We start from the raw sequence: 23,266 nt of genomic DNA on the forward strand, positions 1-23,266 counted from the left end.
TGCTTGCTGTGCCTACGCAGACAGAGGCTGCAAAAAGCTTATACCAGCAGTATCGTAGCGTTTTTAAGGTATTTTAACTATATGTTAACAAGCTACAAGTTGACTAGTTTTTTAGGTTGCAACCGACCATTCAAACTCACTGCGCCCAAACCAATGAACTGCCCTTGCTGGTCTATTAAACGAATATCTACGGGTATTTCATAGAGTAATGGTTGAGCTTCGCTCTGCTGACCATCAAGATTACTACTGTTATGACTGCCGGTCTTATCACTATCATTTTGATAATTTGCATCATCTTTACTACTAGGTGCATGCTGACTAACAGTATTTAAAATATAATCTTGCAAATCTTCAGTAAGCTGATCGAGTACGTTTAAACGCTGACCCATATGTACACGTTCAACTTGCACCGGTGTCAGTATGAGTTCAAGCGCAATATTGACACAGGCATCTACCGATAACAATTGAGCGAATCGACTGTCTAAAGTTTGTTGCTCTAATTGCACTAAGGTAATGGCCTGATCAACCTTGAAGTCGCCAACCTGCAGGCGACGCAAGGCTATCAGATGACCTAGTGTACCCAATACTTTGGCGATATCCTCAGCTAAAACGCGTACATACGTGCCCTTAGAACAGGTGACCGTCAACTGGATCTGCTCTTGGTTGATCTCCACTAGACTAATGGCTTTAATAAACAGATCTCTTGGCGCACGTTCAACTTCTATGCCAGCGCGCGCATATTCGTATAGCTTTTTGCCATCTTTCTTTAAGGCGGAATACATCGGTGGTATTTGCTGCTGAGCACCCAAAAACTGCTGAGCGATATCTCTTAGCTGTGCCTGATCAAACTTAGGTATAGTAGCCTGTGCAATCACTTTACCATCAGCGTCGCCGGTATCAGTCTGAATACCCAGTAATATCGTCGCCTGATAAGATTTATCAGCATCAAGTTGGTAATGACTAAACTTAGTCGCCTCACCTAGGCAAATGGGCAGTAGGCCTGTGGCCATTGGATCAAGCGTTCCAGTATGACCCGCTTTTTTGCTGTCATGTATAGGCGACTTAAACAGATACTTAACTTTCGATACCACCTGTTGTGAGGTCATACCAATCGGCTTATCCACTAGAATGACCCCAGATACTTTCTGCTTACTGGCTTGATTGGCTGCTTGCTTCGCTATGGACATAATATTTACTTATTGGTCAGTTTGTTTCTGATCTACTGCTTGCTCATCAGCTTCATTTTGCTCAGTTTTGGTGACTGCCTGACTGATCAAGTCCATCATATAGTTACCGCGAGCAGTGACTTCATCGTAATGAAAGCGCAGGCGTGGTGTGGTACGTGTTTTTAAGCTATGGCTCAGCTCAGTACGCAAAAATCCAGCAGCTTTATTAAGCACTTGCACACTCGGTTCATGATCAGTCTTGTTCATGCCACCGTTGAGTTCCGATTCCATGATAGTCACGTAGATATCTGCATAGCCAAGGTCAGGGCTAACTTTGACACTCGATATAGTTACGAAACCTGTCAGACGTGGATCGTTGACTTCATCACGAATAAGAACAGCAAGCTCGCGCTGAATTTGATCGGATAAGCGTTGTAGGCGTTGGTTCATATTATTATCCTGTTTTTAATACTATTAATTTGGCAATGTTAAAAATATATAATATACGATAAAAAAGGCCTAGCAGGATGAACCTGTTAGGCCTAAATACATCGTAATATCAGTAAGCAATGCGATGTATATCCAGCTGATTAAGCTTATAGCATGCTTAAATAACAGATTTAGATAGTGCGTTCGAACTCTTGAATTTCAAAGACTTCGATTTTATCGCCCGCTTCGACATCATAACCACGAACCGCTAGACCACATTCAATACCAGTGCGCACTTCATTAACGTCTTCTTTATAGCGACGTAATGACTGCAGTTGACCGGTAAAGATAACCTGGTCATTACGCAGTACACGAATTGGCTTGTTGCGATAAATAGTGCCTTCAACGACCATACAACCAGCCGCTGCACCAAATTTACTAGAGCGGAACACTTCACGTACGTCAGCAACACCTAGGATTTTCTCACGATGTTCTGGCGCAAGCATACCACTCATTGCTGCTTTCACATCATCGATTAGACCATAGATGACACTGTAATAACGGATATCCATATTAGCGGCATTCGCTTTGCGACGCGCGGTAGCATCTGCTCGGACGTTGAAACCTAATAGTACGGCTTCGCTAGACTCTGCCAGTGTCACATCAGACTCTGAAATCGGACCGACACCTGAGCTGATAACTCTTACTTTTACTTCATCAGTTGATAATTCATCTAATGCGGCAAGTAAAGCCTCAAGCGAACCACGAACATCAGTTTTTAGCACGATATTCAAGAACGACACATCGCCTTGTTCCATCTGCTCAAACATACTTTCTAGGCGCATTTTATTCTGGCGTTCAAGTTGACGCTCGCGCTCACGGTTAACTCTGAAGTCAGCAACTTCGCGCGCTTTCTTCTCGTCAGTAACCACTAAGAACTCGCTACCCGCAGCTGGCGTTTCAGGCAAACCTAAAATCTCAACTGGGATAGAAGGACCAGCTGACTGAATACGCTGACCATGCTCGTCCACAATGGCACGAACTCGACCATAGTACTCACCTGCTAGGACTAAATCGCCTTGCTTCAATGTACCTTTTTTGACCAATACACTAGCGACAGGGCCACGACCTTTTTCAAGTCTTGACTCAATAACGATACCTTGAGCAGCCCCATCTAGCGGCGCTTCTAACTCCATCAGCTCAGCTTGTATGCTAATGTATTCTAAAAGCTCATCAATACCTTCGCCAGTTTTGGCTGAGATACGTGCCATTGGGGTATCGCCACCCCATGCTTCTGATACCACTTGCTTAGCGGTTAACTCATTTAAAACACGATCAGGATCAGCACTTGGCTTATCCATTTTGTTAATGGCGACAATAATTGGTGTGCCTGCAGCACGAGCATGATCAATCGCTTCTTCAGTTTGCGGCATCATACCGTCATCAGCAGCAACTACTAGTACTACAATATCAGTCGCTTGTGCGCCGCGTGAACGCATGGCACTAAAGGCCGCGTGACCTGGGGTATCAAGGAAAGTAATAACCCCGCGTGCGGTTTTAACGTGATAGGCACCGATATGCTGAGTGATACCACCAGCCTCGCCAGTGGCGACTTTGGTTTCGCGAATTTTATCAAGCAATGACGTTTTACCATGGTCAACGTGACCCATAATAGTAACCACTGGTGGGCGCGCTTGTACGTTACTGCTACGCTCATCGACAGCGCTATGAAGGTCATCTTCAACCTTAGTATCGCTCACTGGTACTGGATTATGACCCATTTCTTCAACGATCAGACTTGCTGTCGCTTGATCAATGGTATCTGTCTCACTAGCCAATTCACCCATTTTCATAAGTAACTTAGTGACTTCGCGTGCTTTGACCGCCATGCGTTGCGCCAGATCAGCTACTGCAATGTGCTCGCTAATTTCGACATCATAAACAATTTTTTCAACAGGTTTTTCAAACTTATGCTGACCAGCTTGGGTTGAACGTAAACCATTTTTACGGTTTTTTATCTCACGCTCATCCTGGTTCTTACGGCGACGACCACGGGTACCAGTACTACTTGCACCGCGCTTAATTTCGCGACGTTCTTTTTCAAACGATTCTTCTAAAGCGTCGCCAACCAAGCCTTCGGCTAGAGGTTCATCTTTACGAACTTCAGCAACAGGTTCGCGATCTGTATACTGACCTGCCATTTTTCGCATCTGCTCAAGAGTACGTTTTTGCGTCTCTTCAGCTTGGGCTCGGCGGGTTTTTGATTCGATTTGACGTAGACGTTCTTCTTCTACTTCACGTGCCTCACGAGTTTTTCGTTCAGCTGCGGTTTCAACTTTTGGCTTAGTAGCAGCGACTTTTTTCTTTTCTTTAGTTTTGATCTCAATAGCAGTTTTGCTGCCCTTTTTGACCACAACTGAAGAAGTAGAAGCTTCATCACTTTTGCCTGCTGAGCTTTTGTTAGACCCTAAACTTGCACGCATAGCCGCTAAGGTAGCCGCTTGGCGCTCTTCAGATTTTTTCTTAGTCGCAGAACGCTCTTCAGCTTCTTTAGCAGCGCGGGCTTGTGATTCAATCAGTGCCTGTTCGCGTGCAGCCAACTCTTCAGCCATTTTTTCTGGATCAGGCTTCTCGAATACTTTCTTTTTACGTACTTCAACATTGACGCTCTTAGATTTACCTGAAGAGCCGGTCACGCGCGCAGTACTCGTTGTCTTAGATTTAAGACTAATACGGCGCTTGTCTTGCTGACCATGACTTTGCTTTAAATACGTCACCAACTTCTCTTGCTCAAGTTCGGTGACTAGGTCATCCTCCCCACGAGCAGGTAGCCCAGCATCCACTAGTTGCTGCTTTACAGCGCTAGCGACTTTGCCTACCATATCTGCCAGTTCTTTGACGGTCTTATCTGCCATTGATTATCACCTACTGTCTATTATTTGCTATATGTTCAATTCAGTTGTTGGCTACAAATGATTGCGTTAAGGCTGATACTAGTTTTATATTAATACCAGCGCTCTATTATAAATAGCATATCACCAAAAGACAGCGATATGCAGTTAGAGCCTATTCATTGAACCAAGATTCCCGAGCTTTCATGATGAGTTTTCCTGCGGTTTCAGTGTCTAAGTCTTCAATATCTTCTAAATCAAATACAGCTTGTTCAGCTAGATCATCAACGGTAATGATGTCTTTTTCAGCCATTCTATAAGCCCAACTGACGGTCATACCTTCAAGATCTTGTAGCTCTTGACTTGGCTCTTTCATGTTCTGTTGTTTTACTAGCTCATCAGCGATTACCACTTCTTTAGCACGCTCTTGAATCATATCAATCGCTTCGTCATCTAAGCCTTCGATATCATAAAAAGTCTCAACTGGCACGTAAGCCACTTCTTCGATGCTGGTAAAACCAATATCAACGAGCGCGTGTGCTAAATCTTTATCAACTTCTAGACGTTCATAGAATAAGTCGATAAAGGCTTTTGACTCGTCTGCTTGACGCTGTTGATACTCTTCTTCAAGCATCATATTAAGCTTATAACCCGTCAATTCAGAAGCCAGACGTACGTTTTGGCCTTGTGAGCCAATAGCACGTGCAAGTTGGTCGTTAGTACTAAAGATAATATCAGCCGTTTGCGCATCTTCATCTAAGATAATGCTGCTGACATCCGCCGGCTCAAGTGCACTGATGATGAACTGGGCGGGGTCATCTGACCATACCACGACATCAATACGTTCGCCGTCAAGCTCTTGCTGAACGGCTTGAATTCGCGTGCCACGCATGCCAATACAAGCACCAACTGGATCAATACGATGATCGTTGGTTTTCACGGATATTTTAGCACGAGTACCAGGCAAACGAGCAACGTTACGAATCTCAATAATTTGCTCGGCAATCTCAGGTACTTCTTTTTGCATCAAAGCTGAGAGCATTTCAGGATGGGTACGCGATAACAGTAGCTGCGCGCCACGATTGTCGCGGTTGACATGATATAAAATAGCATTGATGCGCGACTTTGCCCGCAGCTGCTCACGTGGCAACATCTGATCGCGTGACAGATAACCTTCAGCATTATCACCAAGGTCAATAATATAGCCATCGCGAGTTTGTTTTTTTACTTCGCCATACATCATTTCGCCAACTCGTGGCTCAAAAGCGTCTGCCACTAGGGCACGCTCAGCTTCGCGAATCTTTTGGATGATGACCTGCTTAGCTTGAGTGGCTGCAATGCGACCAAACTCAATAGATTCAATCTGCTCTTCTTTGACATCGCCAATTGACCATTGTTCTTGATCAAGGTCGGTGATGGCAAGCTGACAGGCAGGCATCTCATGGTCTTCGTCTGCAACCACTGTCCAGTAACGATAAGTATCATAATCACCAGTCGTACGATCGATGGCTACCCGCACTGCCACTTCTGGCTGTTCGGTATATACTTTTTTCTTGGTCGAAACCACCAAAGCTTCTTCAATTGCTTCAAAGATATCTTCAGGGTTCAAGCCTTTTTCATTACTGACAGTTTCTACTACCGTTAAAATTTCACGACTCATGCTATACCTGTCCTATCATTTTATAATTGGCTTTAATTTTGTGATTTGTGCGTTAACATTACGTTATCGCTGTAGGCCATACGCTATTTAAGAATTAAGTAATTTACGTATTATGGCTGACCAGTACATTTAGTTGCTTGTGCACCTAACGACCTTATAAAATACTTTTAACCACTATTTCATAGTCAGTCATTTTTCATTTATCTAATAGTTAGTTATTTTTGGTCACTTACTTATTTTACTGGCACCTATCTACTGTCACTTATATTGCATGTCTGGCACAATAATTAAGCGTCTTCATAAATTAAATTGGCTTTATCGATGTTACTCAAAGCAATCTCAAACTGCTCACTATCAGTGGCAGTCAGCTTTAGGAAGGTTGTATCTATACTGTCCAATCTGCCTGTTACTTTGCGGCGTTTTTTATCGCCTTCTCCAATAGCCTGTATTAAGCGCAAGCTAACTGTTTGGCCCACATAATCATACATTTGCTCATCTGAGAAGAACGCACGATCAAAGCCAGGTGAAGAAACTTCTAATATAAACTCACCAGCAATGGGGTCATGTACTTCTAGAATCCCACTCACTTGATGGTTAACCGCAGCGCAATTCTCGATCGTCACCTGCTTATCTTGAGCTTGTTCTTCAGGTAATGACTCAATATAAATACGTAGCAAAGAACGATTGCCTTGTGGGCCAAACTCTACACCCCACAACGCTACATCACAAGCTGCTACTGCAGGAGCAATGATATTAGTTAATTCTGCAACCTTGGTCGAAAGTTTCATAGTCTATTTATAGTATCCTATTTGCTGGTCTATCGTACTCAATGAACCATACTACTTATTATTGTTTGTACAGATCACGGTAATCGTTTTGTTGGTAACGGTTGTCTATTCTACTGCCGTTATGACATCTCTAGCTCGACGTCGCATTTGTTATACATCTCTGTAAAGATGAAACACTTGAACTTCAAACTCGGCTTATCAATGCTCTTATTATTAATCAAGCGGAGGTATCAGTAAAAGAGTATAAAACAAAAGACAATGTCGCTTACGAGTAATCGCTCAAATGGCGTAGTATTATCGTACTCTATGGATATAGAGCTTAGCATAGGTAGGATTGATACCGCGATAACCCTAACCATCAGATACAAAAAAACCCACAAACATAATGGTGGGTTGATTGTCACTGACAGATTTAGTATACAAAATATCAGTATAGAAAATGGTAGCGGGGGCTGGATTTGAACCAACGACCTTCGGGTTATGAGCCCGACGAGCTACCAGACTGCTCCACCCCGCATCAATCTAGAACGCATATTATAGGGAGGTTTTATATAACTGTCAATCTTTATTTCAAATAAACTTTAAACTAAAAATATCGTTGCTATAACTACTAACCTAATATTGTTCTATATAAAAAAAGTTGGTGCGATTGGGGGGACTTGAACCCCCACAGCTTTCGCCACCACCCCCTCAAGATGGCGTGTCTACCATTCCACCACAATCGCTTATGTCTATTTGTTACTTTAACTTTTTTTACTAACCTGTTTTAGCTCGCTGCTCTTATTCTATTACTGCGTACCATGAGGATGATACTTACGATAAGTACAGACTGCTAAAACAGGAAAGCATTGTAAAACTAACACACTAGAATAGCAAGGGCTGCTATTAAAATAACGCAGACACTATAATAGCTAGAGCCTGCTGGATCAAATATAGCTACTGAGGGTTTTGTGTCAAAGGACGCGGCGTTTGCGGTGCTGACACTGGCGCGTCTAGGCGAAACTGATCTTCAGCTTGCTTACGTGCATTTACCGCAAGGGTCATGCTGGTTATAAAAAATACGACTGTTAATGCTGCCGTGGCACGAGTCAAGAAGTTCGCTGTCCCCGCCGCACCAAACACGGTACCAGACGAGCCAGCCCCAAAAGAAGCTCCAGCGTCTGCCCCTTTACCATGTTGGATCAAAATCAAGCCGATCATGGCAATGGCCACGATAATGTGCAGGGCTAATATAAACGTAAACATGGTGGCCTCTTTTGCCGCTTAATGACGACTGATAACGGGAGTAAAATCTTAGGATCTAATACTATCTATAGATAGAAGTACACTGATTATAAAAGTACAATGACGTTAAATAAGGCGCATTGTACACGATTGCAAGGGTACTGTTAAACCAACTTTTATCAACTTACCAAGGCACTTTAGGTGCTGAGTCGACGCTAAGTACGCTAACTTTGGTGATAAAGGTTACCCTTTGGCACAAGTGAAGGCGTTAGCAATGGCTAAAAAGTCTGCTGCCTTTAGGGACGCGCCACCAACCAATGCGCCATCTATCATAGAGTCTGCTGCAAAACTATCGGCATTACCCGCGTTGACGCTACCACCATACAACACACTAACAGCAGCTAACTCTGGCGAAAAACTGCTTATCGTTTGTTTAATATAGTGATGAGTGGCGCTCACTTCAGACACGGTTGGTACTTTACCAGTGCCAATTGCCCAAACTGGTTCGTAGGCAATAATTAGACGTTCAGCTAGAACTTCCACAAAGCCAGGTTGCTCACCTGCTTGCTGATCGAGCACATCTTTTATGACTGTTAGTTGTGTATTAAGCACCTCTAGGGTTTGCTTAGCATCATATTGCGCTTGAGTTTCGCCCACGCACAGTACAATACCTAAGTTTTGCGCCAACGCATGAGTGAGCTTTTGTACCAGGATATCATGACACTCCTGGTGGTATTGTCGACGCTCAGAGTGACCAAGTATCGTCCACGTTGCACCCGCATCTGCCACTTGCTGTGCTGAGCAATCACCCGTATAGGCGCCGGTACTATTGCTATGAGCGCTAATATCTTGAGCAGCACACATGACTGAAGATCCTTGCAGACGCGAGCTGACAGCTGCCATATGAATGCAACTTGGCGCTACCATCAACTGACAGTGAGTCGCTGAGTCTGTTGCAGTCGATTCTTGAGCACTAATGGCAGTTAATAGATCGTTTATAAGTGTATTAACACTATGGCTCGTTGCTGGATTCTGCTTCCAATTTCCAATTACCCAAGCTTGCATCACACATCTACCTTGTATCGTTTATCATTGCCAGTGCGGCTAACATGCGCGCCAGTATAACAAATATTTCACAAGTGCTATAGTTATAGTATAGTGCTGATGAGACTGAGGTTGGTTTATTAAGACCCTTATGATAGTCACGATTGCCATAGAACCCTGAATAATAGAACCCTAAACAATAGAACCCTGAATAGTGTTTTGGTCTTGAGCAAGTTTATGGCACATTCGTTACCAAGGAGAGTTAATGATGTCCACCACAACCAGCAAGTTTGGTGGTCTAGCGCAACAGCTGATTAGTGAAGGCATTGTCAGTGAAGCGCACATGAAAGCGGCGCAGACTGAATCGCTGCAGCAGCAAATGGGACTGGTCTCTTATCTGGTAGATAATAAAATAGCCAATGCCTATCAGCTAGCGCAAATACTATCACAAGCGTTAGGCGACCCTTTATTTGACCTTAATGCACTTAGTGACGAGGTCATTCCAAAAGACTTGGTTGATGAAAAAATTGTCCGCAAGTTTAACGCGCTGCCCATCTTCAAGCGCGGGCAACGACTGTTTGTGGCATTGAGTGATCCGACCCGTGTAGACGCGATTGCTGCGATTGCCTTTAACTCGCGGTTGTCCGTCGAGACGGTGGTGGTCGAAGAAAACAAGCTTAAAAAACGTATTGATAGCCTCTATGCAGATACCATGCACAGTTTTGGAGGCTTTGCGGATAACGACCTGAAAGTCGATTTTGAAGATATCAAAAAAGAGGATGGAGAGACCAAACTTTCCGATGGGGTCGATGAAGCACCGGTAGTAAAGTTTATAAATAAAATGTTGGTGGATGCTATTCGTATGGGCGCCTCAGATCTACATTTTGAGCCCTATGAAAAGACATTTCGGGTACGCTTTCGCGTGGATGGGGTGATGCAAAAGATGGCTAGCCCACCAGTACAGCTTGCCAGCAAAATTGCTTCACGCTTAAAAGTTATGTCACAAATGGACATCTCGGAGCGGCGTGTACCGCAAGATGGCCGTATCAAGCTGAAACTATCTAAAGATAAAGCCATCGACTTTCGGGTAAACTCCTTACCGACCCTATTCGGTGAAAAAATCGTTCTGCGTATCCTAGACCCCTCTTCAGCAATGCTCGGTATCGAGGCTTTAGGCTATGAACCTGATCAAAAGAAAATGTTTTTAGAAGCGCTACATAGGCCTCAAGGCATGCTACTGATTACCGGCCCTACCGGCTCCGGTAAAACAGTCTCACTTTATACTGGTATTAATATCCTCAATACGGGCGAGACCAACATTTCGACCGCTGAAGACCCAGTTGAGATTAACTTGGAAGGGATCAATCAGGTCAACGTCAACACTAAGGTAGGTTTGACTTTTTCTAATGCCCTCAAATCATTCTTACGCCAAGACCCTGATATTATTATGGTGGGTGAGATTCGTGACCTTGAGACTGCTGAGATTGCTATTAAAGCCGCGCAAACTGGTCACATGGTACTTTCGACCCTTCATACTAACTCTGCTCCAGAAACTTTAACGCGTTTACGTAATATGGGAGTAGCCTCATTTAACATCGCCACTTCAGTAAACCTAGTTATCGCGCAAAGGCTAGCAAGGCGCTTATGTAAAAACTGTAAAAAACCCGTCATTATTCCACGCCAAAGCTTACTTGAAATTGGCTTTGCGGATGCTGATTTCTATAATTCAGAAAACACGATTTATGAGCCTGTAGGCTGTGGTGAATGCCGCGATGGTTATAAGGGTCGCGTGGGTATTTATGAAGTTATGAAAGTTAGCCCAGATATTTCGCGAATTATTATGGAAAATGGTAATGCGATAGACATTAAGGACGCAGCGCTCAGAAATGGTTTTCGAGATTTGCGCCGCTCTGGTGTGCTAAAGGTATTGCAAGGGGTTACTAGTGTTCAGGAGATGATGCGGGTCACCTCTGAATAATAGCGATAAGCAACTGAGCAACTGAGCAACTGAGCAACTAAGCAACTGCCAAAATATAGCTGGAATTAAATTTCCATAAGCAACCTTCAGTACTTAATAGCACCGGATATCAAAACCCTAAAAAGGTCTAATCACTGATAGTTACTCATTTTTTACGCCAATATAAGACACATAAGTTTAATACTGTGGTTAAGAAATTCGGGCATCTTTTTATGTTTTTAAATCGTCCACATTAGATAATACTCGAGGGTAAAAACATGGCAAAAGCTAAGACTGATATGCTACTAGACTTTGTCTATGAAGGGGTTAATCGCCGCGGACAAAAAGTCAAAGGTGAGACTACCAGTCGTAGTTTAGAGCTGGCCAAAGCGACCTTACACAAACAAGGCATCACCGTCAAAGGCATTAAGAAAAAGCCCAAGCCCATATTTACCTTCAAAAAAGCCATTAAGCCTATTGATATTGCCATTTTTTCGCGGCAACTGGCAACGATGATGAAAGCGGGCGTCCCATTAACCCAGTCTTTTGAGATCGTCGCTGACTCGCTTGATAATCCCAGTATGAAAGACCTAGTATTGCAAATAAAAGCTGATATTGAGGCGGGAGGCACTTTTACTTCTGCACTACGTAAGCATCCGCGCTACTTTGACGATTTGTTTTGCTCACTGGTCGATTCTGGTGAGCAGTCAGGGGCGCTAGAAATTATGCTAGAACGGGTAGCCACTTATAAAGAAAAGAGTGAGCTGCTAAAAGCCAAGATTAAAAAAGCCTTGAAATACCCAATAGCGGTCGTGGTGGTCGCGGTTATCGTGACTATTATCTTGCTGGTCAAGGTCGTCCCGGTATTCTCCGGACTGTTTGAATCTTTTGGTGCAGAATTACCCGCTTTTACCAAAATGGTTGTACACATGTCAGAATGGATGCAGTCTTATTGGTTTATTTTGATTATCATGATTGGTGCCGCGATTATTGGCTTTTCTGAAGGCAAAAAACGGTCTAAGAAGTTTCGTGACTTTTTAGACCGCGCCACATTAAAGACGCCGATATTTGGTAAAATTGCTTATCAGGCGGTTATTGCGCGTTTTTCTCGTACACTATCCACCACCTTTGCCGCTGGCGTGCCGTTACTGGATGCTCTAGAATCTACCGCCGGTGCGACCAACAATGTAGTGTTTTATAATGCCACTCAGCAAATAAAAAATGACGTCTCTACAGGACAACAGTTACAGTTTTCGATGCGCACTACCAATTTATTTCCAAGCTTGGCCATTCAAATGGTAGGTATCGGTGAAGAGTCCGGTAGCTTGGAAGAAATGCTTGATAAAGTGGCTGTATATTATGAGAACGAAGTCGATAATGCCGTCGATGGTTTGACCAGTCTAATGGAACCACTGATTATGGCAGTACTGGGGGTGTTAGTCGGTGGCTTAGTGATTGCCATGTATTTACCAATCTTCCAAATGGGCTCAGTGGTAGGCTAAAGGCCAATTAAAGGACAGCGACTTAATGCAATTCGTACAGTTATTACAAGAAAACCTTACCTTGGCTTTAATCGTATTTGCGGTATTGGGTCTTTGCGTGGGCAGTTTTTTAAACGTAGTCATTCACCGTATTCCATTGATGATGGTTTATGGCTGGCGGCAAGAGTGTAGCCAGTTCTTATCTCAGCAAGTAGATATAAACCCTGAGCACGCCGCGGGTTTAACGCACATGGTTGCCAACGATCTGCCGCTTACTTTAAGCACACCTGCCTCGCGCTGTCCCCACTGTGCCCACAAAATTAAGTGGTATGAAAACATTCCTTTGATAAGTTGGATGGTTTTGCGCGGACGCTGCTCAGATTGTAAGGTGGCTATTGGTCTGCGTTATCCTATCGTTGAGTTGATCACTGCGCTGTTATCAGTGTTGATCATTTATCAGTTCGGCGTTAGTGCGACGGGTCTATCAGCATTGGTATTGGTATGGACCCTGATTGCCTTGACAGGTATTGATTTTGATACCCAACTGCTACCCGATCGTCTCACTTTTCCTTTGGCAGGATTGGGTTTGGCAGTCAACTCGCAAGGCTGGTTTGTGTCACCAACCCAATCAATTTGGGGCTTATTATTAGGATTTTTATCACTGTGGATAGTGGTCAAGGTATTTTATCTGATCACTAAAAAACAGGGTATGGGCCAAGGTGATTTTAAGCTACTCGCAGTAATGGGCGCCTGGCTTGGGCCACTGATGTTGCCATTGATTATTCTACTGTCGTCCCTACTTGGTTCGATCGTTGGGATTATTCTCATGAAGAAACAAGGCGAAAGTAAACCTTTTGCCTTTGGTCCTTATATCGCTATCGCTGGAATCATCGCTTTACTTTATGGCTCAGATATCATCAACTGGTACTTAGGCATGTATGTCTAAAGGCTATTCTTAAGTACTACTCTTAAGTACGATGCTTAAGTACGATGCTTAAGGTCGCTATATCGCCCGACTCGGCCTGTGTTATTATGTTTATTGGTTATTATATTTATTTATTGATTGTTTTTATTCTTTATTCTATCAGCCAAATAAGTCATTCCTATGTCAACAAACTTTAATTTACCGTCTAATCATACTAGTGCTAATAATAACTTAATGCGCCAGCAAACTAAAAACAAAACCTTGGTCGTAGGTCTGACTGGGGGTATCGGTAGTGGCAAAACTGCTGCCAGCGACTGGTTCGCTGAGCAAGGAATTGATATTATTGATGCGGATGTGATTGCTCATAAAGTGGTCGATAAAGGCAGTATTACCCTACGTAAAATCCAGAAAAAATTTGGTGATTGGGTGATTAACGCTAGAGGAGAAATGGATCGTGCCGCGGTACGTGCACATGTATTTACCCATCCTGAAGCGCTCATTGAGCTGGAAGCGATTACTCATCCAGCAATACGTGAAGCGGCAAAAGTACAGCTAGCAGCCAGCACATCAGCTTATGTGGTGCTATCTGCTCCTTTGCTTATTGAAGCGTCAGAGGCCGGTCTGGCCAATTTATGCCAGCGTATCCTAGTGATTGATGTGCATGAAGATACACAGCTTATGCGCGCAGGTCTGCGTGATGAGCAGAGCACGGCAAAGATTAGAGCCATTATGGTCAATCAACTTAGCCGCGAAGAACGCAATCGCCATGCCGATGATGTGATTACTAATGAAGACGACTTGGCTGCATTACGCTTGCAATTGCAGCCGCTACATCAAACCTACCTCACTCTTGCTCAGCAGCTAAAGTACGCTGTCGATTGATCTCGTAAAGTGCCATGCCTGTAGCGACACTGACGTTGAGGCTTTGTAAATTGCCATGCTCATTACCTGACATGGGAATATAAACTAATTCATCACAGCTCTCAGTAGTCAGACGGCGCATACCGTCACCTTCAGAACCCATAATAAGCGCAGTTTTGCCAGTCAAATCTGCGGCATGTATGGGTTTGGCATCGGCGTTAAGTGCTGTACCGAATACAAATACGCCGGCACTTTTGATCTGCGACAGCGTACGCGCTAGATTGGTCACACTAATAATAGGCATCATCTCCGCTGCACCGACTGATACTTTGGCAACTGTTGGCGTTAGACTGGCAGCATGATGTTTTGGACAAACAACCACATCGACACCCATCGCCACAGCGGTTCGCAAGCAGGCACCGAAGTTATGCGCATCCGTGATCTGATCCAGTACTAATATCAAACACTGATCGCGGCCGATGACCTTGTCCAATAAACCCTCATCCGCAAAACTTAACGGACGGGCGTGCAGCACCACTCCTTGATGCTGCGGACTGCCACACAGCTGGGTCAGGTTATCTTTTTGGGTAGGTTGGATACTCACACCATTGGCTTCTGCTTGCACGATAATAGCTTGTACATGGCTATCATTTTCGCGGCCTTGCTGCACAAATAGACTGAGTGCATCAATGGGACGATATTCGAGTAAGGCATCAATGGCATGAATACCATAAAAATAGCTGGGTTTTGCCATAATAGACCTGCTGATTAAAAGATGGGTATCGCTAGATGCGATAGAAAGTGAGTTACGGCTATAAATTATGTCAATGAAAAGAAACAAACAAAATCAGAATGATCTTATTCGTTTATTTTCAATTGGTAATGCTACGACCTCTAATTTGACGATCTACAGTTTTTGGCTATCATTTTAAGCGATAATCTTGAGTGATAGTTTTAAGCAGTAACTTTTGATCTGTCGAGCATTTATAGTGAAACGAACATAAAATACTTAGCTGCTTACCGGGTAAAAACTATAGGGAGCCTATCAAATTAGCGGTATTAATCAAGTCTGACACGCGTGACAGACTGATAGTTGAATCATTATAACACTAACCTTCTAAATGACAGACATACTGGACGATTTCTTCAGTACGTAAGTTAAAACCGCTATTACCTTCGACCACGAATGACTGGCCAGCACGGTAGTAGCTAAATCCTTCATCACCATTAATTTTGACTTCACACTCGCCACTGATGATCTCAATACGTTCGGAAGTATTGGTGCTAAAGTGATATTGTTCGACCATATTATCGCACGGTAGAATGACGCCTAATGTTTTATGGCGGCCGTCTTCGAACATGATGGTGTGGCTTGAGCAACGCCCATCATAGGATATTGTGGCCTGAGCATTGACTGTCACATTAGTAAATTGTGCCGCTGTCATAGTGGCTTCCTTATCAAATAATTATTGCTAAACTAAAAAATAAGCGACTGATTGAATCACGGTGGAAATGGTTATTTCTAAACATAGATATAGATATAGAGTCTAAATGTGTGTAGAGACTTTAAAATAAACGCCTTAAGGTGCTGAGTTACTGAACCACTCTACTCACCGTATTTTGTTCTACAACGCGTTGACCTCCTATAATGTAACTTGATGTATGTGATGCATTGTAGCAAGAGTTTATCATTATGTGAGATAATGCTACCACATTATGTCTACCAAATTTGTTACAGCGCCACCGTCATTATAAAAGAATATTAAGACAAAATGCTAAACGTGGTTGCATGCCATGCTATTGCTTTTAAGAAAACTTATGGTTAGGCTAACTACTCTAATGATGTTTGTTAACGACTTTTTTACAGTACTTAATGCAGGTCATGCTATATGGTTTTATGTGATTCGTCGTTCCTAACATTTGTATTTAAAGCGTTTTGACACCATACTATTTACCGGTGATTCCTATTTATTAATAACCGTCAATTGACCTTACCAACCTATTGTCGCTATAACTTACCTGAGATTTTACTTGATGTTAATTGTCTGCCATGAGAAGCGTTGATGCTATTATCATTATCTTTATATCAGTTTGCATTAATAGCCAAGCATGAGCTGAACGTCGCTGAGGGCTTTAATGTCATCACTGGTGAAACAGGAGCTGGTAAATCGCTGTTACTTGATGCGCTATCATTATGTGTTGGTGAACGAGCAGATAGTGCAATGGTCAGACATGGCGCGGCTCATGCTGATATTTATGCCCAATTTGATGTGCAAGGTAATGGTGTCATCGCTGATTGGTTCGTTGAGCACGACCGACTATTGGATGAGCCGGAAATATTGATTCGCCGGCAATTGAGTAGTAATGGACGCTCAAAAGCTTGGCTGAACGGCACGCCTGTAAGTTTGGCTGAGCTGAAAAACCTGGGTAGCTTATTGGTTAATATTCATAGCCAGCACGCCCAGCAAGCATTGCTGAAACCACAGTTTGTCGTGCAGTGGCTTGACGAGATGGCGCAAATATCAGCATTAGCGGCGCAAACGGCGAGCCATTATCAGCAGTACCAACAACTACAACGCCGTGCTGATGACATTGCTAGCCGCGAGGCTCAGCGGCAAGATAAAATTCAACTATTGCAAAGTCAGCTGACCGATATCGCACCGCTCCTGAGCGTTGATTATCAAGAGGTTGAAGCTGAGCATGAAGAATTATCGAATATTGAAGCCTTAATGCAAGAAGCCAGTCATGGCTTGCATCTACTGGATAATGATACTGATGAGCCAGATGTCATGATCTTGCTCGGACGGGCTATCAAATTATGTGACAATCAAGTGGGTGTCAGTCAAACCTTTGTGCAAGCCTCTGAACAACTACATTTAGCCCAACAACAAATCACCGAAGTGACGGCCCTACTTTCAGATTATGCTGAGCAACAATTACCTGACCCTGAACGTCTACAAGCATTAGATAGCTTAATAAGCTTGGGGCATCGGTTATCACGCAAGCATGGCTTGCCAGCGAGTGATTTGATTGCCGAAGCACGAGCGTGGCAAGAGCAATTAGAGCAGCTAGAAAATGAACCTAGCAGTGACGCCCTTGCTGCGCAAATCGAGCAAGCATGGCAAGATTATCTACAGTTAGCGACCCAGCTGAATGATCAACGGTCACAAGCAGCACCCACTATCTGTACCCAGCTGGTTGCCCAGTTGCAACCACTGGCGCTACCTAATGCGCGCTGTGAGTTCGTCTTTACCAAAAAATCCGACCCCGCTCGTTATAATGCGCAAGGCTGCTTTGATATTGACTTATTGTTTAGCGCTAACGTTGGTATGCCGATGCAGCCGCTGCATAAGATTGCTTCAGGTGGCGAACTCTCACGCATGGCATTAGTCATGCAGGTACTGCAAGCGACCAATGCCGATAATAATGCTGCCAAGCCAATGTTGGTATTCGATGAGGTCGACGTTGGTATCAGTGGCGGTACTGCACAAGTGGTTGGCGAGCTACTGCGCACCCTTGGCCAGACTCAACAGCTATTAGCTATCACCCATCAGGCACAAGTCGCTGCGCAAGCACATCAGCATATCTTGGTACAAAAGCATCATCATGAACAAACCCAAAGCGAACTGTTAATCTTGACTGACAGTGAAAAAGTAGATGAGCTGGCACGAATGTCCGGTGGCGTGACGATCACTGAAGTTACCCGTGAGCATGCTCGCAGTTTATTGACTGATGTTAAATGACAATCGCTGCAGTTCACTCACTATTGATGTGTGGTGGTTCAGATTACTTTTGAGTGACCATCGTCCTTTAGTTAGTATCCGTCAGGTATCTTCATACCTACAGTCTGTTGATTTTTAGCTTCAGTTGATTTCTTACTCAATAACACCATATAGTAATATCCCAACTCATTTATATTGTACATGCCCCTATGCCTAGAGCTAACTTGACCCATCATTTCTTAATTGCAGCGCCAGAACTGTCGGACCCTCGGTTTGAACAGGCGCTAATCTATATCTGTCGCCATGATAAACAGGGCGCACTGGGTCTGATGGTCAACCGTCCACTAGAACGATCGCGTGTAGGTAAGCTATTAGAAGATTTAAATATTGAGGTTACTGAGCCGCAAGTGATGGAAGACTTGGCTTTAGAAGGGGGACCTATGTATCCTGAAGTAGGGTTTGTGCTGCATACCGGTCAACCAGAATGGGCGTCATCATTTGCCATCTCGGAGAACGTTTGCATCACGACCAGTCAAGATATTCTTCAGCGGATTGCTGCTGGTGAAGGGATTGGCCATTATCAATTGTGCTTAGGTCATGCCAGTTGGGGCAAAAAACAACTTGAACGCGAACTTGATAGCGGTGATTGGTTAGTGTGTCCTGCTGATTTAACGTTATTATTTGACACACCGTTTGAAGAACGTTGGCAGCTCGCTGCAGAAAAGATTGGGATAAATTTTGATTATCTAAGTAGCGACATCGGTCATGCTTAATAATTAAGCTGATCGCTATACCCTATCAGCATGATATCGCCAATTTCGTCAGAACTAATACGCTCAAAACTATTTTCCCCCAAGTTTATTTCCTCATAATACAATCAAAAACTTTCGCACTATCAGCTGTAAGATTGTTGAGATCTTCCATTTATTTTCTCAAAATTTTAGCTTGTATATGTTGAATAAGAAATACACAATATAAAATAAGCAAAGCTACATAAAATTATCTTGATAAAAATCATCTTGATAAAAAATAAAATTTATAAAGAAGCTTTAATAAAAAATCTTAATGGAAAAGGAAGTACCCCTTATTATGGTAGATAGTCATACCACCGTTGAAGTCGATGATCCTAGTATTGCTGAGCCCGCCACCAAACCCCATCTCATATTAGCACTAGATTATGGGGTCAAAAAAATGGGTATGGCGCTAGGTAATACCATTACTGAGACTGCGCGCGCGTTCGATATTTTAGCGATGAATAATGGGCAACCTGACTGGGATAACTTACTCGGGATCATCGAGGTTTGGGGGATCGCCCAAGTAGTGGTCGGGCTACCGCTAAATATGGATGGCAGCAGCTCTATGCTATCGAAGCGCGCTCATAAGTTCGCCCGCAGGCTGGCGCATCGCTTACTAGAGCAGCACTCACCGGCGACCGTGATACTTTGTGATGAGCGCTTGACCTCAGTAGAAGCCCGTGAGCTGGCGTGGGAACACGGCTGGATCAAGAATGAACGTGACCCAATTGATGATGTCTCTGCTTGTATCTTAATGTCTACTTACTTCGCTGAGCCTAGTAGCAGTATCGCCATTGATGCTGTACAAGCTGATTAAAACTATTGTTGGGCGATCAGTTGTTAGACCAACAATTATCAGTATATTTATACCTCTGTTAATAATATTTACCTAAAGGATGGCTGATTGTTATGACTCATGCCCCAGACCAATCCACACAGTACGGCTTTACTCCGCTTGCGGTTACTCGCATTAAAGGGGCACAGCGAGCGAACCAAATTGCGGTATACCTGATTTATGCTGCCATCTTTGCCTTTACGGTCTTTGGGACGATAGCCAGCATAAAGATGTTTCATGACAACCAACTGCTGTATCGATTGTTTTTTAATCTACCCTATGTATTGATTGCCCTGACCATTCCTATTACCCTTTATGATGCCTTTATTATTTATCGCTATCGGCTCAATCAAGCATCGATGGTTATTATGACTGTCGGGGTCTCGAGCATTATTCTTGTCGGCGGGTTGCTGTTTGCTGATACCGCTTGGCTGGGATTGGCTTCATGGCTTGGTGTGGCATTTTTATTTAAAGTTAGTTTTAAACGCTTTTTTGACTTTTTAGAAGTAGAAGAAGAACCTGAAATTATTGAAGACTCGAAAGTAGGTAATGTTATTGAGTCGGATGACTCTTCACTATAAAAGAGCTATAAAACAACCGAATCGCCACCACTATTTCAATTTATTAACTTACCTTTTAAAGCTGCGACTATGACAACTTCGACGCCAGACACTACTATTAATCATCATTTGGACACCCAAGGGCTGATTTGTCCTGAGCCAGTAATGATGCTCCATAAGACCATTCGTAAAGCGGATGGCGGTGATGTTATCGAGATATTAGCCACTGATCCCGCTACTACGCGCGATATTCCTAATTTTTGTCGCCATCTGGGGCACACGCTTGTCCATCAAGAAACGCTAAATGAGGCGCCAACGTATCGCTATTTAGTAAAGAAAAAGAGTGCTTAGTAGTTACTAATCATCGGTTGCCAACTTGTATGCATTCAGGTTTACTCACAGCTACTTAGCACTGTATCGTTTTTAAATTAAATCGATTATATCTTTGCATTGTAGAAAATATATCATTCACAGGTTAAAGGTAGGCAGCGTGTTACCAACAGAAAAGCAGTATGTGCAGTGGCACGAAAACGAAACCTTACATAATGCCCGCTGGTTGTCCCAAAGCAACCAAGTGCCACCTGTACGTATTGTTTTGATCGACGACAAAACGACAGCAGATGAAGCCTATCGCTTGGCTTGCGCGGGCACTTCAATGCTGTGGCACGGCGACTTTCAGAATGCACGGCAACTACTACAAGCCATCAATCGACGTATTGAGCGCAGTGAGCAGCGCAAAATTAGCAAGGCAGCTAATAAAAATAAGTCGACTAAAACCACGGCTGAGCCCTTAGTAGTTTCTAAACAGATACCGAACTTGTTTCATCAACAGCGCCAAGCTCAAGCCCAGCGTTCACGCGTATTAAGCCGTTTGCTATTAAGGCTTGATGCCGGTTATGTCAGTCAGTTACATCGCGCCCCCGATATCAGTGCGGCTTGTACTGCGGCTTTTGGCCAGTTAGATGAGAGAATGGATGAGTCGTGCTTACTCTCGTTTCGTGACCTGCAAGGTGCCTTAGGCGCGGCGGGATGGCGTGCAAAAGGGGTGCCGATTGAAAGTTTAGGTCTATCGATTTTCCCGCATTATGGTGTGTTTGCGCCAACCCGTCATGAGTATGTGCAGCTATTGCTTGATGCACCACTACCGAATGTTTTTGATGTGGCCTTTGATATTGGTACTGGCACCGGTTTGCTAGCCATTATCTTAGCGCAGCGCGGTGTGCACCAGGTGATTGCGACCGACTTAAATCCGCGTGCTTTGGCCTGCGCCAGCGAGAACTTTGCGCGTTTGGAGTCAGCCGTTCAGTTACAGCAAGCAGATTTGTTTCCGACTAATACACCACTGGCTAATCTGATTGTTTGTAATCCACCTTGGTTACCAGCTAAGCCAACCTCGCCATTAGAATACGCTGTCTATGATGCCAATAGCGCGATGTTGCGTGGGTTTTTGCAGGGCGCAAAACAGCATTTGGCCGAGCAGGGAGAAGTCTGGTTGATTCTGTCAGATTTGGCTGAACATTTGCAGTTGCGCAGCCGTGATGAGTTATTAGGCTGGTTTGTCGATGCTGGTTTAGAGGTTAAATACCGTCTCGATACCCAGCCTAAACACAGTCGTAGTCAAGACACTACTGACCCACTGTTCGCTGCGCGCAGTGCGGAAATCACCTCGTTATGGTGTTTAGTGCCTGTTGATAATTAAAGTAATAGCTGAATAGTAGCTAATGCATAAAAATTGCCTAACAAAAATTTTATTAACATTATGGCCAGTTCAAAATAAGAGGGAGTCATTCCTATCAACGTGCTACTGGTATAAATTTTTCTTGCTTGCTGTGCCTACGCAGACAGAGGCTGCAAAAAGCTTATACCAGCAGTACCGTTCCTAAGTTGGATTGACTCTATTCTGTATTAGGTTAGGTGGTAAATGTCTACACCAATCAACCTGTTCTGTACAACCACCGAGTATTGTCTTATGAGCCGCGACCGTGCCGTACAGCAGCGTCAACCAAAAGCGCTAGCCGTTGATGACGAGCCGACTTATATAACCGAGTTTCGTCAGGCGATGCTCGCTCGTGGTTTGGCGACCCGCACTCGTAACGCTTATGTCCGCGATCTGCGCTCTTGTGAGCTGACCAGTCATACCGCACTGACACTTTGGCAACTCGATGAAGTATTGCATTGCCTATCTATTCTTACTCAAGACGGCAAAACCCCACGTACCCAAGCACGGATGCTCTCCAGCCTACGCCAGTTTTATCTATGGATGATTGCCAGTAATCTACGTGAAGACAATCCTTGCGAGCGTATTAAAACTCCAAAGATTGGTCGCCCACTCCCGAAAGACTTAGCAGAAGCTGATGTTGATAATCTACTGGCTGCGCCCGATAGCAGTACTGCGCTTGGTCTACGTGACAAAGCCATGCTAGAGGTATTGTATGCCTGTGGTCTGCGGGTAAGTGAGCTAGTAAATTTATCAATAGAACAAGTTAATCTCAATGCTGGCTGGCTACAAATTACCGGTAAAGGCAATAAAACCCGATTAGTGCCATTAGGGGAATATGCAGCGGATGCGCTTGAAGATTATTTAGCGCATGGACGCGGTGATTTAATCGCTCATCTGAAAGCAGGGAATTGCCAAGCGGTATTTTTAACTGCGCAAGGCGGTTATATGACCCGGCAAAACTTTTGGTATCTGCTAAAAAAATACGCCAAAGTGGCTAGTATTGATAAAGACTTATCACCGCATACCCTACGCCATGCATTTGCTACTCATCTACTGAATCATGGTGCGGATTTGCGTAGCGTGCAGCTATTATTAGGTCATAGTGATTTATCGACTACCCAGATATATACTCATGTGGCGACGGCTAGATTGCAGAAGTTGCATGCTGAGCATCACCCTAGGGGATGATTCATAAACTAAAAGTGATCA

20 protein-coding genes and 2 tRNA genes are annotated in these 23,266 nt (G+C 43.9%); 11 read left to right on the forward strand and 11 right to left on the reverse strand.

Annotated features, from left to right (window positions below; all coding sequences use genetic code 11):
* Positions 1–92 precede the first annotated feature (92 nt).
* The 9 genes from truB to tpiA all read right to left on the reverse strand — a co-directional run bounded on the left by truB (position 93) and on the right by tpiA (position 9,223).
* Positions 93–1,187, reverse strand: a complete 1,095-nt coding sequence (truB, locus tag RCH20_RS03780) for a tRNA pseudouridine(55) synthase TruB (RefSeq protein ID WP_327192648.1) — start codon at positions 1,185–1,187, stop codon at positions 93–95.
* Between the two features lie 9 nt (positions 1,188–1,196).
* The gene (locus tag RCH20_RS03785; RefSeq protein WP_209955937.1) at positions 1,197–1,616 is read right to left on the reverse strand and encodes a ribosome-binding factor A; all 420 of its coding nucleotides are present in this window, start codon (positions 1,614–1,616) and stop codon (positions 1,197–1,199) included.
* Positions 1,617–1,786: 170 nt separating this feature from the next.
* The gene (gene infB, locus RCH20_RS03790; RefSeq protein ID WP_209955939.1) at positions 1,787–4,510 is read right to left on the reverse strand and encodes a translation initiation factor IF-2; all 2,724 of its coding nucleotides are present in this window, start codon (positions 4,508–4,510) and stop codon (positions 1,787–1,789) included.
* 151 nt (positions 4,511–4,661) lie between these two features.
* Positions 4,662–6,146, reverse strand: coding sequence for a transcription termination factor NusA (gene nusA, locus RCH20_RS03795; RefSeq protein WP_327192649.1), 1,485 nt, complete (start codon positions 6,144–6,146; stop codon positions 4,662–4,664).
* Positions 6,147–6,433: 287 nt separating this feature from the next.
* Positions 6,434–6,934, reverse strand: a complete 501-nt coding sequence (gene rimP / locus RCH20_RS03800) for a ribosome maturation factor RimP (protein ID WP_327192650.1) — start codon at positions 6,932–6,934, stop codon at positions 6,434–6,436.
* A 440-nt stretch (positions 6,935–7,374) separates the two neighbouring features.
* Positions 7,375–7,451: transfer RNA gene (locus RCH20_RS03805), tRNA-Met, on the reverse strand.
* Positions 7,452–7,575: 124 nt separating this feature from the next.
* A tRNA-Leu gene (locus tag RCH20_RS03810) sits at positions 7,576–7,659 on the reverse strand.
* A gap of 211 nt (positions 7,660–7,870) precedes the next feature.
* Positions 7,871–8,179 (reverse strand): preprotein translocase subunit SecG, encoded by a 309-nt coding sequence (secG, locus tag RCH20_RS03815; protein WP_209955944.1) that lies wholly within the window; start codon positions 8,177–8,179, stop codon positions 7,871–7,873.
* A gap of 222 nt (positions 8,180–8,401) precedes the next feature.
* Positions 8,402–9,223 carry a triose-phosphate isomerase gene (gene tpiA, locus RCH20_RS03820; RefSeq protein WP_327192651.1) on the reverse strand — a complete coding sequence of 274 codons (822 nt, stop codon included), beginning with the start codon at positions 9,221–9,223 and terminating at the stop codon, positions 8,402–8,404.
* A 247-nt stretch (positions 9,224–9,470) separates the two neighbouring features.
* Here tpiA and pilB point away from each other — a divergent pair, with 247 nt between their 5' ends.
* The 4 genes from pilB (at position 9,471) to coaE (ending at position 14,447) form a co-directional block, all read left to right on the forward strand.
* Complete coding sequence (pilB, locus tag RCH20_RS03825; protein ID WP_327192758.1) at positions 9,471–11,180, forward strand: type IV-A pilus assembly ATPase PilB; 1,710 nt, start codon at positions 9,471–9,473, stop codon at positions 11,178–11,180.
* A gap of 257 nt (positions 11,181–11,437) precedes the next feature.
* On the forward strand, positions 11,438–12,661 hold the full coding sequence (locus tag RCH20_RS03830) for a type II secretion system F family protein (RefSeq protein ID WP_327192652.1): 1,224 nt from the start codon (positions 11,438–11,440) through the stop codon (positions 12,659–12,661).
* A gap of 25 nt (positions 12,662–12,686) precedes the next feature.
* A complete protein-coding gene (locus tag RCH20_RS03835; protein ID WP_327192653.1) occupies positions 12,687–13,586 on the forward strand; it encodes a prepilin peptidase in 900 nt (299 codons plus the stop codon).
* A 213-nt stretch (positions 13,587–13,799) separates the two neighbouring features.
* Complete coding sequence (gene coaE / locus RCH20_RS03840; RefSeq protein WP_327192759.1) at positions 13,800–14,447, forward strand: dephospho-CoA kinase; 648 nt, start codon at positions 13,800–13,802, stop codon at positions 14,445–14,447.
* On the opposite strand, the gene rlmB is transcribed toward coaE, so the two are convergent.
* Positions 14,410–15,180: a 23S rRNA (guanosine(2251)-2'-O)-methyltransferase RlmB gene (gene rlmB / locus RCH20_RS03845; RefSeq protein ID WP_209955956.1), complete on the reverse strand. Its 771-nt coding sequence runs from the start codon at positions 15,178–15,180 to the stop codon at positions 14,410–14,412. The genes coaE and rlmB overlap by 38 nt on opposite strands.
* A gap of 355 nt (positions 15,181–15,535) precedes the next feature.
* Positions 15,536–15,871, reverse strand: a complete 336-nt coding sequence (gene ppnP, locus RCH20_RS03850; RefSeq protein WP_209955958.1) for a pyrimidine/purine nucleoside phosphorylase — start codon at positions 15,869–15,871, stop codon at positions 15,536–15,538.
* Positions 15,872–16,489: 618 nt separating this feature from the next.
* Here ppnP and recN point away from each other — a divergent pair.
* The 7 genes from recN (at position 16,490) to xerD (ending at position 23,245) form a co-directional block, all read left to right on the forward strand.
* On the forward strand, positions 16,490–18,169 hold the full coding sequence (gene recN, locus RCH20_RS03855) for a DNA repair protein RecN (protein ID WP_327192654.1): 1,680 nt from the start codon (positions 16,490–16,492) through the stop codon (positions 18,167–18,169).
* A 188-nt stretch (positions 18,170–18,357) separates the two neighbouring features.
* Positions 18,358–18,921: a YqgE/AlgH family protein gene (locus tag RCH20_RS03860; protein WP_209955962.1), complete on the forward strand. Its 564-nt coding sequence runs from the start codon at positions 18,358–18,360 to the stop codon at positions 18,919–18,921.
* A 316-nt stretch (positions 18,922–19,237) separates the two neighbouring features.
* Positions 19,238–19,759 (forward strand): Holliday junction resolvase RuvX, encoded by a 522-nt coding sequence (ruvX, locus tag RCH20_RS03865; protein ID WP_209955963.1) that lies wholly within the window; start codon positions 19,238–19,240, stop codon positions 19,757–19,759.
* Positions 19,760–19,851: 92 nt separating this feature from the next.
* The gene (locus tag RCH20_RS03870; protein ID WP_327192655.1) at positions 19,852–20,358 is read left to right on the forward strand and encodes a hypothetical protein; all 507 of its coding nucleotides are present in this window, start codon (positions 19,852–19,854) and stop codon (positions 20,356–20,358) included.
* Between the two features lie 69 nt (positions 20,359–20,427).
* Positions 20,428–20,688, forward strand: coding sequence for a sulfurtransferase TusA (gene tusA, locus RCH20_RS03875; RefSeq protein WP_209955967.1), 261 nt, complete (start codon positions 20,428–20,430; stop codon positions 20,686–20,688).
* A gap of 139 nt (positions 20,689–20,827) precedes the next feature.
* A complete protein-coding gene (locus RCH20_RS03880) occupies positions 20,828–22,036 on the forward strand; it encodes a class I SAM-dependent methyltransferase (protein ID WP_327192656.1) in 1,209 nt (402 codons plus the stop codon).
* Positions 22,037–22,306: 270 nt separating this feature from the next.
* Positions 22,307–23,245 carry a site-specific tyrosine recombinase XerD gene (xerD, locus tag RCH20_RS03885; protein ID WP_327192760.1) on the forward strand — a complete coding sequence of 313 codons (939 nt, stop codon included), beginning with the start codon at positions 22,307–22,309 and terminating at the stop codon, positions 23,243–23,245.
* The last annotated feature ends 21 nt before the right edge of the window (positions 23,246–23,266 follow it).

It is taken from the genome of Psychrobacter sp. PL15, assembly GCF_035984995.1.
Taxonomy (GTDB): domain Bacteria; phylum Pseudomonadota; class Gammaproteobacteria; order Pseudomonadales; family Moraxellaceae; genus Psychrobacter.